The following is a 12,581-nucleotide window of genomic DNA, read 5'->3' as shown; positions in this document are numbered from 1 at the left end:
TTGGCTAGTCGGTAAAAAATACGGCGTCAGGTATTTATATCGTCATTCCAAAATGTGACTGGCTCGCTACCCGAGCCAGCGTGGGTGTGCCAACCTTTATGGCATCTTCACGACATGGATGACGATCTATTGAAAACGCTCACTCTGATCGGGGCCTTGCTGTTCAGCACGCCTCTGTTTGCCGCACAGCTGAACCTTGAGCTGGGCGCGAGCAGTCGCACCTGGCAGACCGAGGAACTGCTCAAGCACCCTCGACTCCAGACTCTGCGCATTGCCGACGATGTTTCCTACAAACGGGAGATGAGTTATCAAGCGGTGCCGCTGGCGGCCTTGTTGACCGACATCAAGCCTGCTGACCATTTGCAAGCCGTGGCGCTGGACGGTTTTGCCGCCGAGTTGGCCGCGGCACCTTTGCTCAACACCCAAGGCGCGCAGGCATGGTTGGCGATTGAAGACCCGGCCAAACCGTGGCCGGCGCTGTCTGCCGGCAAGCCAAGTGCCGGGCCGTTTTATCTGGTCTGGAGTAATCCGCAGGCAGGCAATATCAGCCCGGAGCAGTGGCCATACCAAGTCGCCAGCATCAAACGTTTGGCGCCGGTGGCCGAGCGCTTCCCTGCCCTGCTGCCGGATCCGGCCTTGAAAGCGGACGATCCGGTCAATCAAGGTTTTGCGCTGTTTCAGAAAAACTGCCTGGCATGCCATCGACTGAATGGTGCCGGAGATGCGCAGTTCGGGCCGGATCTGAATATTCCGTATAGTCCGACCGAGTATTTTGGAGCGGACTTTCTGAAGCGGTACATCCGGGATCCGCAGAGCCTGCGCCAGTGGCCGCAGGCGAAGATGCCGGGATTTACCGCGCAGGTGTTGCCGGAGCGGGATCTGGACATGCTGGTGGGGTATTTGAAGCATATGGCCGGGCGCAAGGTTAAGCCCTGACACCATCAACCCTGGAGGGAGCAAGCCTGCTCGCGATGGCGGTGTATCAGTCACAGATTTGCTGACTGAAAGACCGCTATAGCGAGCAGGCTCGCTCCCACAGGGTATTGTGGTGCTGCAGATTATTGCTGTTGGACCGAGACAACCGGCATCGGCGTTGGCGACACAAACACCTTCGCATGCATCTGTTCGCACCCGCCCCCCCGGCGCATCCCGCGTACCGGGCAGGCATCCAGATAATCCAGGCCCACCGCCAGTTTCAAGTGGCGCTCCGGACGAGCCAGTTCATTGGTCACGTCAAAGCTGTACCAGGCATCATCCAGCCAGGCTTCAGCCCAGGCGTGACTGGCCAGGTGTTCGCTGTTTTCGCTGTACAGATAACCCGACACATAACGCGACGGAATGCCCAGGCTGCGCGCGCAGGCGAGAAACGCATGGGTGTGATCCTGACAGACGCCTGAACGCCCGGCGAAGGCTTGAGCCGCGCTGGTGTCGACTTCGGTTGAACCCGGCGAGTAGGTCATGTGCTGGTTAAGGCCATGCATCAAGTCGATCAGCGCAGTGCGGTCCCGACGGGTTTTGCATTCCTTTTGCGCGAACGCTCGCAAGGCTTCGTCCGGCTCGGTCAGGCGTGTGAAACGCAGGAACGGCAGGGCCGACTGGCTTTCATGCTCAGCTTCACGCAGTTCATCGATGTCGACCTGGCCACGGGCGCCGATGATGATTGCCTCGTGCGGCTCGTCCATGGTCAGCACGTGCAAAATGTTGCCAAACGGATCGAGTTGCGCGCGTACCGGGCGCGGCAGGTCGAGTTGCCAGCTGAGCACGTGCTGACGCTCGCTGTCGTGGGGTGTCAGTCGCAGGTACTGGATGCTCGCCCGCACCTGATCTTCATAGTGATAGGTGGTTTCGTGGCTAATGGAAAGTCTCATGCAGCCTCCAGGTATGAACTGTGAATGGCGTTGCCCAACTGGCGCACCAGCGGGATGAACTCGGTCAGCCAGGCGTGCAGGCCTTCTTCGAGAATTTCGTTGATGCCGGTGTAGCGCAGGCGCGCGTCTATCTCAGCGGCCAGACGTTGAGCCGGACGGCCGTTGGCCCCCGGCAGACTGGCGAGGATCTGGTCGATTTCTTCGGTACAGGCGCGCAATGAGCGCGGCACATCGGCCCGCAACAACAGCAACTCAGCCACATGCCGGGCACCGGGAGCATCGCGGTAGACCTCGGTGTACGCCTCGAACGACGACAGCGCACGGAGCAATGCGCTCCACTGGTAATAGGCGTGCGCCGTACTGTCACTGACGGCTTCGGCTTGATCACCGGCCATTTCGTAGCGCGCATCGAGAAGGCGCAGTGTGTTGTCAGCCCTTTCGATAAATGTTCCCAGACGAATGAAGCGGAACGCATCGTTACGCATGATGGTGCCGTAGGACGCGCCCCGAAACAGGTGGGAACGTTCCTTGATCCATTCGCAAAAACGACTCATGCCGTAGCGGCTCAACCCCTGTTCGGCAATCCCGCGAATCTCCAGCCAGGTGGCGTTGATGTTTTCCCACATATCGGCGGTGATTCGCCCACGCACCGCATGGGCGCTTGCCCGAGCGGCACCGAGGCAGCTGTAGATGCTCGCCGGGTTGGCCGCATCCAGGGCGAAAAAATGCAGCAGCCGTTCGGCATGCAACGCGCCGTGGCGCTCCAGATAATCGTCCAGGGTACCGGTGATCAGCAGCGGCATGGCGAGTTCGTGCAGCCCGTCACCGCGACCATCCTGTGGCATCAGCGACAGCGAATAACTGATGTCGAGCATCCGTGCGAGGTTTTCCGCCCGCTCCAGGTAACGTGACATCCAATACAAATCCGAGGCAGTTCTACTTAACATGGCAGGCTTCCTTCAATCCTCGACCACCCAGGTGTCCTTCGTTCCGCCGCCCTGTGAGGAATTCACCACCAGAGAGCCTTCACGCAGGGCGACACGGGTCAAACCGCCGGGTACAACCCGGGTTTCGCGGCCAGACAATACAAACGGACGCAGGTCGATGTGGCGTGGAGCAATGCCGTTTTCGACAAAGGTCGGACAGGTCGACAGGGACAACGTCGGTTGCGCGATGTACGCATGGGGCTTGGCTTTGATCCGCGCACGGAACGACTCGATTTCCGCCGCCGTCGCCGCCGGCCCCACCAGCATTCCGTAACCACCGGAGCCCTGGGTTTCCTTGACCACCAGATCGGGAAGATTGGCCAGTACGTGGGACAGTTCAGAAGGGTTTCGGCACTGGAAGGTCGGCACGTTTTTCAGGATCGGCTCTTCATCGAGGTAGAAACGGATCATGTCAGTGACAAACGGATACACCGACTTGTCATCCGCGACTCCAGTGCCGATGGCATTCGCCAGCACCACGTTGCCTGACCGGTATGACGACAGCAGCCCCGGAACGCCCAGCATCGAATCCGGGTTGAACGCCAGTGGATCGAGGAACGCGTCGTCGAGGCGACGGTAAATCACGTCGACGGCTTTCGGCCCGTCGGTGGTGCGCATGAACACCTTGTCGTCCCGCACGAACAGGTCTGCGCCTTCCACCAGTTCAACCCCCATCTCCCGCGCCAAAAAGGCATGCTCGAAAAACGCGCTGTTGAAGCGACCCGGGGTCAGCACCACCACGCTCGGATTGTCGATCGGGCTGGAGCTTTTCAGGGTATCCAGGAGCAAGTTCGGATAGTGATCGATGGGCGCAATGCGTTGCGCCGCGAACAGTTCGGGGAACAACCGCATCATCATCTTGCGGTCTTCAAGCATGTAGCTCACGCCACTGGGTGTACGCAGGTTGTCTTCAAGCACGTAATACGTGCCGTCGCCGTCGCGCACCAGATCGACGCCAGAAATGTGCGAATAAATATCCCGATGCAGATCCAGCCCTTGCATCGCCAATTGGTATTGCTCGTTGGCCAGCACTTGCTCGGCTGGAATGATGCCCGCCTTGATGATGCGCTGCTCGTGATAGAGGTCGGCAAGGAACATGTTCAATGCCTTGACCCGCTGAATGCAGCCGCGCTCGACGACCCGCCATTCACTGGCAGGGATGCTGCGGGGAATGGTGTCAAAGGGAATCAGGCGCTCTGTCCCTTGCTCATCACCGTAGAGCGTGAATGTTATCCCGGCGCGATGAAATAACAGATCGGCCTCGCGTCGCCGTTGTGCCAAAAGCTCGTCAGGCGTTTCGGCCAGCCAACGGGCAAACTCCCGATAATGCGGGCGGACCAGGCCGCCGGCATCGTACATTTCATCAAAATAGGTGCGGATCATGCCGTACTCCTTGTCACCCGGACATCTACGCTTCGCAAGGCCCGTGCCATCGGCATAAACGCTTAGATATCAATCAGTTGTAAATACACATCGTCAATACCGCACCAACCCTGTGCAGCAAACGCCCCAACTTGATTGCCCCCGCTTCATTGCAAGGCGACGTTGTCGCCTATCACCAGCATAGTCAGAGTTGATTTCACTGCCCGGTCGCCGGTGCGGATAATCCGTGCATTCGCTGGAAAAACAGCCCGAACCTCCCTTTCGCCGCCTGCTCAGGCGGTTTTTTTTGCGCCGGGTTCTTGTTTCAGGGTTTTGCCGGAGGGGTTTTACCGCCCCATGAACTAAAACGGCCAACCCGAAGGTCAGCCGTTAGCGCGTGTCACTGTTCATAAGATTATGCGAGTAGCCCTCGTACCTCCTGTTTGACGCCCCATCCTTCGATGATGCCGCCCAGCGGCTCGACCACGGCCTCAAAACATTGCTCGAAATCGCCGATATCATCGTAAGTGGCGTACATGACTTTGCTCAGTTCAAGCGCCCATGCGCCATCGTCGCGCACACTGATTTGCGCATTCAGGGACTCACCACGGTAAAAATGTCCTGCTGCCCTGCGGGCCCGCTCCTCGTCGGGGAAAATGGCGTAGAACTCGATGGGATGGAATCTTGAAAAGTCGAAACCGCCTTCTTTCATGCGGCGCAGCACCGAGCTGCTGATGTCTTCTTGATAGGCTGTGCTCATGAAACGTCCCCCTCAAAGTGATGGATAGACTTTCCGTATTCCCGGCACGCGCAACCGAGTGGTGCGAGCGATGCGGCAATCTCGTTGCCGTTGGGAAGCAAGCATGTAGCTGACAAGACCAGACCTTAGCGATCCGTTCGCTGATCTCGATTGCAGAGTAGCCTCAAGAGAGAGCCGCTGCCAAGGCCTGGATGAGAATGTGACAGGAGGTGTTCAGATTGGCGTGATACCGAGGATTTGTATGCTGTTCTGGGCTTTAAGGCTTTTGACGCTCGCATCAGCGGTTCGCCCTTCCAGATCATTCAGATCCAGTTCGGCGGCGACAGGAAGAAGCCGGGCCTTGATGAGTTTGGCTGCTTGCTCGTTGTCCGGGCACTCGTCGCACTCAAAGACTTCATCGATTGTTTCACCGTGATCATCCACGAAAGTGATCTTCCACTTTTGCATCAGTGCCTCCTCGATAAAACCCGTTGATGGGCTTACAAGCATCTGGACTTTTTCGCGGACTGATCGTTCAACGGCATACTGCGTGCGAGTATGAAAAACACGGTCCTTGTGGGAGCGAGCCGGCCAGCTCCCACAGGAAGTTTCGAGTCAGATCCGCGCGTTCCCCCGTGGCCCGGCAATGGCCCAGATGATCAGCCCCAGCACCGGCAAGCACGCGATCAACAGCACCCAGAGGATTTTCATCCCGGTAGTGGCGCTACTTTTAACCACGTTGATGATGGCCCAGATATCCAGAACGAAAATGATCAAGGCAATCAGGCTGTTGAACGTAGAACCCATGGTGACGCTCCCTAAGAGTAATTTGCACTCTTAGGATAGCCGCCTAATGCGAGGGTTCCGATTTTTATAGGATTAACGTCAGATATGGATCGCCACTTTCAAGGCTTCCAGAGATGGCGCAGCGGCGATGCCGACCTCGGCGCACAATTCGAGCACCCGCGGCACGTCGTTGCCGTAGACCAGCACCACTTGCAGTTCGTCGTCGAGCAACTGGCTGAAGTTCATCAGCGTGTAGCCGCCGTTTTCCTTGTTCATGCTGCCCATTTGCACCTGAATGCGATTGAGCGCAGTCAGGGCTTCGGTTTTGGCCAGCTGCTTGGGCTTGATATTGAAATCAACACCCGGGCCGAACGAGGCGACGATCTGGGCGAACAGGTCCATGTAAGTGTCGGCCTGGAACAGCACCGTCTCCGGCAGACTGCCGACAACCACCCATTCGCCCAAGGAGATCGGGAACGTGTCGTCGTAATTGATATCCGGGTTGGCCGTCAGAAAAGTCTCAGGATCGGCGTAGGCCTGAGCCGCTTCGTCAGCGACTTTCAGGATTTCGTCATCGCTCATGCACCCGGAGCTGATTTTGCTGATGAGTTCGACGAGTGCGGCTTTCATGAGGTGGATCCTGTAGCGAATGATTTTTGAGGGCGCGAAGGATAGCGCATTCGGGGGAAGTTACCGAGCAGGGTGAGACCTGTAGTGAGGGAGCTTTTCCCCCTCACCGCAAAGGATCAGCCGAGCAGTTTTTCCAGCTGCGCGGTGGTGTCGACGGCGCCCATGGTTTTCGCGGCATCGAGTGCGGACACGCCATTGGCGTCCTTGGCTTTCGGATCGGCACCTTTGCTGATCAGGTAATCGACGATTTCGACGCGGTTGAACATCGCCGCCATCATCAGCGCGGTGCGGCCATCAAACGATGAACCTTCCACTTGCGCCCCGCCGTCGACCAGTGCCTTGACCACTGCCAGGTCGCCCTTGAATGCGGCACCGGCAATCGGGCTTTGGCCGTTGTCGTTGCGAATTTCCGGGTCGGCTTTGTGTTCGAGCAGCACTTTTACGGTTTCCACATGGCCATGATAGGCGGCCAGCATCAGCAAGGTGTCACCTTTGTGGTTGCGCAGATTAGGCGGCAGGCCTTTGGTCAGCAGGGCAGCCATCATGGCCGCATCGCCCTCGCGCGCTTTGTTGAAGACCTGTTCGGCAAATTCAGCGGCTTCTTCAGGGGTCATCTGGCGGCTTTGGTCTGACATCGGGGGCTCCACGTTGGGTTATTCGCAAAGCCGACAGTTTCCCGAGCAGCCCGCCGGCTGTCACTTGTTTTTTCTCAAGGGCCGTCATAGCCACATTCAATAGCGGTACTTGCCGCCGTGAATATCCGCCAGCACTTGCTCGGTCACTTGCACGTATGTCTGAGTGCCGGGTAGCCAGGCGTAGATCGGGTCATCGCTGGTTTTTCCGGGGTCGAATGCTTCCTCCTTGAGCCGGGTCTTCTGGTATTTGAACGTCCCGGTGGTTTCCATTTTGACTTTTACCCGCAGGAACAGCGGCACCGCATAGGCCGGCATTTGCTGGCGAGCGAAATTCAGCAGCTCGCTGAAATCCAGAGTAGCGAGGGATTCTGCCGGGGTAATCGCAGCCATGCCGGCGCGCCCGTTGGTGTTTCGGACCTCCACACCATACGCCACGGCTTCCGCGATCTGCGGATATTGCAGCAGGATGTTTTCGACTTCCGTTGTCGAGACGTTTTCGCCTTTCCAGCGATAGGTGTCACCCAAACGGTCGACGAATTGCGCATGACCGAATCCAATGTTGCGCAGCAGGTCACCGGTATTGAAGTAACGGTCACCCTTCTTGAACACGTCATGCAGCACGACTTTTGCGGTCTTTTGCGGATCGGTGTAGCCGTCTAGCGGCGCCTTGTCGTCGATTCTCGCCAACAACAGCCCCTGCGCACCTTTCTCCACTTTATTCATGAAACCCTTGGCATTGCGAATCGGCTGACCACTGTCATGGTCGTAGGGCACCAATTCCCAGGCCATCAGCGAAAAACCGATGGTGTGGTCGAAATTCAGAATGTTGCTGAATCCGATGTTGCCGTCGCTGGCCGCATACAGCTCGCAAATGTGCCTGACACCAAAACGGGTCTTGAAGGCGTTCCATGCTCCGGGACGCAAACCGTTGCCGATCATCTTGGTCACGCCGTGCTGGCTGTCCTCGGTACTGGGAGGTTGATCTACCAGATAGCGGCACAGCTCGCCCACGTAGCCGATAGTGGTCGCGTGGTATTTGCGTACGTCACTCCAGAACTGGCTGGCGCTGAACTTGCGGCGGATGGCAAACCCCGAGGCGCCGCTGATGGCCGAGCCCCAGCACACGCAGAGTCCGGTTCCATGATAGAGCGGCAAGGTGCAATAGACGATGTCGTGCGGCTGCATGTCCAGGGCGATCAGGCCAAAACTGGTGGCGCTGCGCATCCAGCGCCCGTGCTTGAAGACGCCGGCCTTGGGCAGTCCGGTGGTGCCCGAGGTGTAGATATAGAAACAAGGATCGTCGAAAAAAACCTGCTGGCTGCTGGCAGGGTTGTCGTCGACCGCATCGGCACTGGCCGCCATCAGGTTGACGAAACCGTCGGGGGCAATGCCCGGATGATTGCAGGCCGCTTGATCGGCGACGAACCAGGTTCGCGCCGAAGCGATGGACACCCGTTCGCGGACCTGCGAAAACGCCGGGACCAACTCGCCTCCGACAACAATCGCCACCGGTGCCACCAGGTTCAGGCTGTGCACAAGGGTATCGCGGGTCTGCGAGGTATTGAGCAACGCGCTGATCGCGCCGACCTTGGCTACCGCAAGAATCGTCACCAGCAGTTCCGGGCGGTTCTCGATGAAGACCGCGACCACGTCACCCTTGCCGATGCCTTGGGCCATCAGATGATGAGCGATGCGGTTGGCCCATTGATTGACCTGCACATAAGTTAGTGCCACGTCGCCCTGCAGTAACGCGGGGCCATCAGGATTGCGCAACGTCGCCTGTTCGAAACACCAGCCCAGGCCACACGGTTGGGTCGGATCCTTGACGTTGGCGACTTTCAGGCCCTTCACCACGCGAGGGATGACCTTGGCGATCGTCGGCAGTTTGCGGAGCATCATGCCCCAGGTAATCGTGTCGTTCGGCGTGCGTTTCATGGGTGTTCCCGCTGATTTTTTTATTGTCGGGCGGTGTTCATTGACCTCGAAAATACGTCAGCGGTTCTTGAACTGTACACGCGGTTTTTGCAATGTTTTGTATCCGCAACCCGGACAAACGAACGATGAACCTCGACCTGGCGTTTGGTTCCATCGAAACAGCGACGATCTTTCAAAATGCAGGATGCACGATGGCCATTCATGCAGATTGCACGAAAGCCAAAATACGCAAAAACATAACTGATTGATTTATAAGGATTTTAAAAACATAAAATACTGGCACAATCGCTGCAACTACCTCTCCATGCTTTCCAATCACTGTGCACGGAGCTGATAGACATGAACCTGATCCAAGAAAAATTTTCCTCCCTGTTCTCCAACTTCGATGTGACCACTCAACCGCGTCCTGACGGCGGCATTCTGCTGACTCTGCGCAGCACCGAAGGCCGGGTGTTCAAGCGTTCGATTTCCTATCAGCAATTACATGCTGGCGATCAGTTGTCGTGGGTAATCAGCGCGATTCGCCGTGACCTGGCCGAACAGGCCAGTGAACTGCCGCAGATCTCGATGCTGCAAAGCCAGCAACGGTTTGCGTTGCCGACTTATCACACGGCGTAGATCGTCCCGTGTTTAAACAAACAGGCCGTGAGAGCTTTCGCTTCACGGCCTGAATTGTTTCCAGCATCGCCCAAACTATCCAGGTTTAGTCCTCAAGACGCGGGAAGCGGCCGGCGATGTCGTCGCCGGTGAGGTTGGCCACCCTGCCGTCAGGATTCTTGAACAGACGGATCGCCACAAAATGTGGATGTTCGCCCATGTCGAACCAGTGTGGCGTACCGGCCGGCACCGAGATCAGGTCGTTCTTTTCGCAGAGCACCGCGTAGACGTAATCGCCGATGTGCAGGGAAAACAAGCCACGGCCAGCAACGAAAAATCTGACGAGGTCTTCGCCAAGACGATGTTCGTCGAGGTACTCGGCGCGCAGTTGGGCTTTTTGCGGATGATCACTGGTCAGGCTGATAACGTCGACGGTGATGTAACCGCGTTCGGTCATCAGCTTGTCGATTTGTTCCTGATACGCGGCAATCACTTCTTCCTGACTGGCGCCGGGCTGGATTTTCGCTGCCGCATGCCAGCGGTCGAAGCGCACGCCTTGCTCGGCCAGGGTCGAGGCGATGTCTTCGAAATGGGTCAGCACCTTGTTCGGCAGGTCAGGGCTTGAGACGTGGTAAACGGACAGGCTGCTCATCAGGGCAACTCCTTAACGGTTCATGCTTTACGGTTAAAGAGCGCACGCGTCTTCAACTCGCACTCAAAAAATTCTTAGGCCTCGATCTGCCGAAACAGCTCATGGCCTGTCCTCTTTCAGTCGTGTGGCAATGATAACGGCTGCTGCCAGGGCTGCGAGGCTTGCAATACTAAAGGTCAATGGGGCGCCGAGGGCATTCCAGCTATAACCGGCATACAAAGCGCCCAGCGCGCCGCCGGTACCTGCCAATGTGGCGTATAGCGCCTGGCCTTGCCCTTGCTGACGCGCTCCGAAACTACGTTGCACGAACTGGATGGCCGCCGCGTGAAAGCTACCGAACGTAGCCGCGTGCAGCACCTGGGCGAATAGCAATACCCAAAGAAATTCGGCAAACGAGCCGAGCAGCACCCAGCGCAGGGCGGCCAGCAGGAAACTCGCCAGCAGCACCCGGCGCACCGAGAACCGTGCGAGGATTCGGGTCATGGCCAGAAACATCAACACTTCAGCGACCACGCCGACCGCCCAGAGCAGACCGATCACCCCTCGGCTGTAACCGAGCCGTTCCAGGTGCAAAGTCAAAAACGTGTAATAAGGCCCGTGGCTCATCTGCATCAACGCCACGCAGCCATAAAACGCCAGGACGCCGGGGCTGCGCAATTGCCTGAGAAAACCGTCCCCCGACTCTCGAATACCCTGAGCCGGTTGTGCATTGGGCACCCACAGGCTGCTGAGGACGATACCGGCCATGATCAACACCAACGCCATCGGGTAGATGTCGAGGCTCAGCCATTCGAATATTCGGCCAAGCAACACCACGGTGATGATGAAACCGATGGAGCCCCAGAGTCGAATTTGGCTGTAGCGCGAGGTCTGCCCTTTCAGGTGCGCCAGGGTGATGACTTCGAACTGGGGCAATACCGCGTGCCAGAAGAACGCGTGCAGCGCCATGACCATCGCCAGCCAGGCGTAGGTCTTGCTGACGAAAATCAGCGAGAACGTCAGTAACGTACAGAATGCACCGAAGCGCACGATGGCCAGGCGCCGGCCAGTGTAGTCACCCAACCAGCCCCAGATGTTCGGCGCGACGCAGCGCATCAGCATCGGGATCGCCACCAGTTCGCCGATCCGCGCGCTGGAAAACCCCAGGTAATCGAAGTACAGCGCCAGAAACGGCGCCGTCGAACCGAGCAAGGCGAAATAGAACAGATAGAAACTGGAAAGCCGCCAGTACGGGAGCGCCGCCACCGTCGTCAGACTGCAGCGGCGTTGAGATCAGCCATTAAAGCTGACCCAGCACCGGCGTGCTCACACGCACATCGGCGTTCTGCCCACGGTGGCGCAGCAGGTGATCCATCAACACAATGGCCATCATCGCCTCAGCAATCGGCGTGGCACGAATACCGACGCACGGATCGTGACGGCCCTTGGTGATGACTTCCACCGGGTTGCCATGAATGTCGATGGAGCGCCCCGGCGTGGTGATGCTCGACGTCGGCTTCAGCGCCAGGTGCGCAACGATCGGCTGTCCGGACGAGATGCCGCCGAGAATGCCGCCAGCGTTGTTGCTGAGGAAACCTTCGGGGGTCATTTCATCGCGGTGTTCGGTGCCGCGCTGGGCGACGCTGGCGAAGCCGGCGCCGATTTCCACGCCTTTCACTGCGTTGATGCTCATCAGCGCATGGGCCAGTTCGGCATCGAGGCGGTCGAAAATCGGCTCGCCCAAGCCTGGCATCACACCTTCGGCAACAACCGTAATCTTGGCTCCGACCGAATCCTGATCGCGACGCAGCTGATCCATATAGGCTTCGAGCTGCGGGACTTTGTCGGGGTCAGGGCTGAAGAACGCGTTTTCTTCCACCGAATCCCAGGTCTTGAACGGGATTTCAATCGGGCCAAGTTGGCTCATGTAACCGCGAATGATGATGCCTTGCGTCGCCAGGTACTTTTTCGCAATTGCCCCGGCGGCCACGCGCATGGCGGTTTCCCGGGCCGAGCTGCGACCGCCGCCACGGTAATCGCGCTCACCGTATTTATGATGGTAGGTGTAGTCGGCGTGGGCTGGACGGAACAGATCCTTGATCGCCGAGTAGTCCTTGGACTTCTGGTCGGTGTTGCGGATCAGCAGGCCAATGGAGCAGCCGGTAGTGCGACCTTCGAATATGCCGGAAAGGATTTCGACTTCGTCGGCTTCCTGGCGTTGTGTGGTGTGGCGGCTGGTGCCGGGCTTGCGGCGGTCCAGATCACGCTGCAGATCCTCCAGAGAAATCTCCAGCCCCGGCGGGCAGCCGTCGACAATGGCGACCAACGCCGGGCCATGGCTTTCGCCCGCGGTGGTGACAGTGAACAGCTTGCCGTAGGTATTGCCGGACATGCAGGACGCTCCGTGAAATA

Annotated in this window: 14 protein-coding genes; 2 read left to right on the top strand and 12 right to left on the bottom strand. The window is 58.2% G+C overall.

The features are described from left to right. Positions 1–114: 114 nt before the first annotated feature. Positions 115–936, top strand: coding sequence for a c-type cytochrome (locus tag PMI22_RS20460; protein WP_007944473.1), 822 nt, complete (start codon positions 115–117; stop codon positions 934–936). A gap of 122 nt (positions 937–1,058) precedes the next feature. Here PMI22_RS20460 and PMI22_RS20465 read toward each other — a convergent pair whose 3' ends face one another. The 9 genes from PMI22_RS20465 to PMI22_RS20505 form a co-directional block, all read right to left on the bottom strand. Next, a complete protein-coding gene (locus tag PMI22_RS20465) occupies positions 1,059–1,868 on the bottom strand; it encodes a transglutaminase family protein (protein WP_007944472.1) in 810 nt (269 codons plus the stop codon). Next, a complete protein-coding gene (locus PMI22_RS20470; protein ID WP_007944471.1) occupies positions 1,865–2,815 on the bottom strand; it encodes an alpha-E domain-containing protein in 951 nt (316 codons plus the stop codon). Before PMI22_RS20470 ends, PMI22_RS20465 begins: the two co-directional genes overlap by 4 nt. Before the next feature lie 12 nt (positions 2,816–2,827). Further along, a complete protein-coding gene (locus PMI22_RS20475; RefSeq protein ID WP_007944470.1) occupies positions 2,828–4,237 on the bottom strand; it encodes a circularly permuted type 2 ATP-grasp protein in 1,410 nt (469 codons plus the stop codon). A 394-nt stretch (positions 4,238–4,631) separates the two neighbouring features. Further along, a complete protein-coding gene (locus PMI22_RS20480) occupies positions 4,632–4,976 on the bottom strand; it encodes a ribonuclease E inhibitor RraB (RefSeq protein ID WP_007944469.1) in 345 nt (114 codons plus the stop codon). A 213-nt stretch (positions 4,977–5,189) separates the two neighbouring features. Further along, positions 5,190–5,423, bottom strand: a complete 234-nt coding sequence (locus tag PMI22_RS20485; protein ID WP_007944468.1) for a hypothetical protein — start codon at positions 5,421–5,423, stop codon at positions 5,190–5,192. Positions 5,424–5,570: 147 nt separating this feature from the next. Next, positions 5,571–5,762: a PLDc N-terminal domain-containing protein gene (locus PMI22_RS20490; protein WP_007944467.1), complete on the bottom strand. Its 192-nt coding sequence runs from the start codon at positions 5,760–5,762 to the stop codon at positions 5,571–5,573. Positions 5,763–5,840: 78 nt separating this feature from the next. After that, entirely contained in the window at positions 5,841–6,371 is a 531-nt protein-coding gene (locus PMI22_RS20495; protein WP_007944466.1) for a hypothetical protein, read from the bottom strand. A gap of 116 nt (positions 6,372–6,487) precedes the next feature. Further along, complete coding sequence (locus PMI22_RS20500; protein WP_007944465.1) at positions 6,488–7,006, bottom strand: ankyrin repeat domain-containing protein; 519 nt, start codon at positions 7,004–7,006, stop codon at positions 6,488–6,490. Between the two features lie 96 nt (positions 7,007–7,102). After that, entirely contained in the window at positions 7,103–8,941 is a 1,839-nt protein-coding gene (locus PMI22_RS20505; RefSeq protein WP_007944464.1) for a long-chain-acyl-CoA synthetase, read from the bottom strand. Positions 8,942–9,280: 339 nt separating this feature from the next. Between PMI22_RS20505 and PMI22_RS20510 the strand changes: the two genes are divergently transcribed. Continuing rightward, positions 9,281–9,559: a DUF3509 domain-containing protein gene (locus PMI22_RS20510; RefSeq protein ID WP_007944463.1), complete on the top strand. Its 279-nt coding sequence runs from the start codon at positions 9,281–9,283 to the stop codon at positions 9,557–9,559. Between the two features lie 85 nt (positions 9,560–9,644). Here PMI22_RS20510 and PMI22_RS20515 read toward each other — a convergent pair whose 3' ends face one another. From PMI22_RS20515 to aroC, 3 genes are all read right to left on the bottom strand, one after another. Then, a complete protein-coding gene (locus PMI22_RS20515) occupies positions 9,645–10,190 on the bottom strand; it encodes a 1,2-dihydroxy-3-keto-5-methylthiopentene dioxygenase (protein WP_007944462.1) in 546 nt (181 codons plus the stop codon). A 99-nt stretch (positions 10,191–10,289) separates the two neighbouring features. Then, complete coding sequence (locus tag PMI22_RS20520; RefSeq protein ID WP_007944461.1) at positions 10,290–11,435, bottom strand: MFS transporter; 1,146 nt, start codon at positions 11,433–11,435, stop codon at positions 10,290–10,292. A gap of 34 nt (positions 11,436–11,469) precedes the next feature. Continuing rightward, complete coding sequence (gene aroC / locus PMI22_RS20525; protein ID WP_007944460.1) at positions 11,470–12,561, bottom strand: chorismate synthase; 1,092 nt, start codon at positions 12,559–12,561, stop codon at positions 11,470–11,472. Positions 12,562–12,581 lie beyond the last annotated feature (20 nt).

It is taken from the genome of Pseudomonas sp. GM21, assembly GCF_000282215.1.
Lineage (GTDB): Bacteria > Pseudomonadota > Gammaproteobacteria > Pseudomonadales > Pseudomonadaceae > Aquipseudomonas.
This window is presented reverse-complemented; position numbering and strand designations above follow the sequence as displayed.

What these genes read in the sequence shown, in the direction of transcription:
- PMI22_RS20460 (WP_007944473.1), top strand. Translation starts at nt 115, where the DNA reads ATGGATGACGATCTATTGAAAACGCTCACTCTGATCGGGGCCTTGCTG.
- PMI22_RS20465 (WP_007944472.1), bottom strand. Translation starts at nt 1,868, where the DNA reads ATGAGACTTTCCATTAGCCACGAAACCACCTATCACTATGAAGATCAG.
- PMI22_RS20470 (WP_007944471.1), bottom strand. Translation starts at nt 2,815, where the DNA reads ATGTTAAGTAGAACTGCCTCGGATTTGTATTGGATGTCACGTTACCTG.
- PMI22_RS20475 (WP_007944470.1), bottom strand. Translation starts at nt 4,237, where the DNA reads ATGATCCGCACCTATTTTGATGAAATGTACGATGCCGGCGGCCTGGTC.
- PMI22_RS20480 (WP_007944469.1), bottom strand. Translation starts at nt 4,976, where the DNA reads ATGAGCACAGCCTATCAAGAAGACATCAGCAGCTCGGTGCTGCGCCGC.
- PMI22_RS20485 (WP_007944468.1), bottom strand. Translation starts at nt 5,423, where the DNA reads ATGCAAAAGTGGAAGATCACTTTCGTGGATGATCACGGTGAAACAATC.
- PMI22_RS20490 (WP_007944467.1), bottom strand. Translation starts at nt 5,762, where the DNA reads ATGGGTTCTACGTTCAACAGCCTGATTGCCTTGATCATTTTCGTTCTG.
- PMI22_RS20495 (WP_007944466.1), bottom strand. Translation starts at nt 6,371, where the DNA reads ATGAAAGCCGCACTCGTCGAACTCATCAGCAAAATCAGCTCCGGGTGC.
- PMI22_RS20500 (WP_007944465.1), bottom strand. Translation starts at nt 7,006, where the DNA reads ATGTCAGACCAAAGCCGCCAGATGACCCCTGAAGAAGCCGCTGAATTT.
- PMI22_RS20505 (WP_007944464.1), bottom strand. Translation starts at nt 8,941, where the DNA reads ATGAAACGCACGCCGAACGACACGATTACCTGGGGCATGATGCTCCGC.
- PMI22_RS20510 (WP_007944463.1), top strand. Translation starts at nt 9,281, where the DNA reads ATGAACCTGATCCAAGAAAAATTTTCCTCCCTGTTCTCCAACTTCGAT.
- PMI22_RS20515 (WP_007944462.1), bottom strand. Translation starts at nt 10,190, where the DNA reads ATGAGCAGCCTGTCCGTTTACCACGTCTCAAGCCCTGACCTGCCGAAC.
- aroC (WP_007944460.1), bottom strand. Translation starts at nt 12,561, where the DNA reads ATGTCCGGCAATACCTACGGCAAGCTGTTCACTGTCACCACCGCGGGC.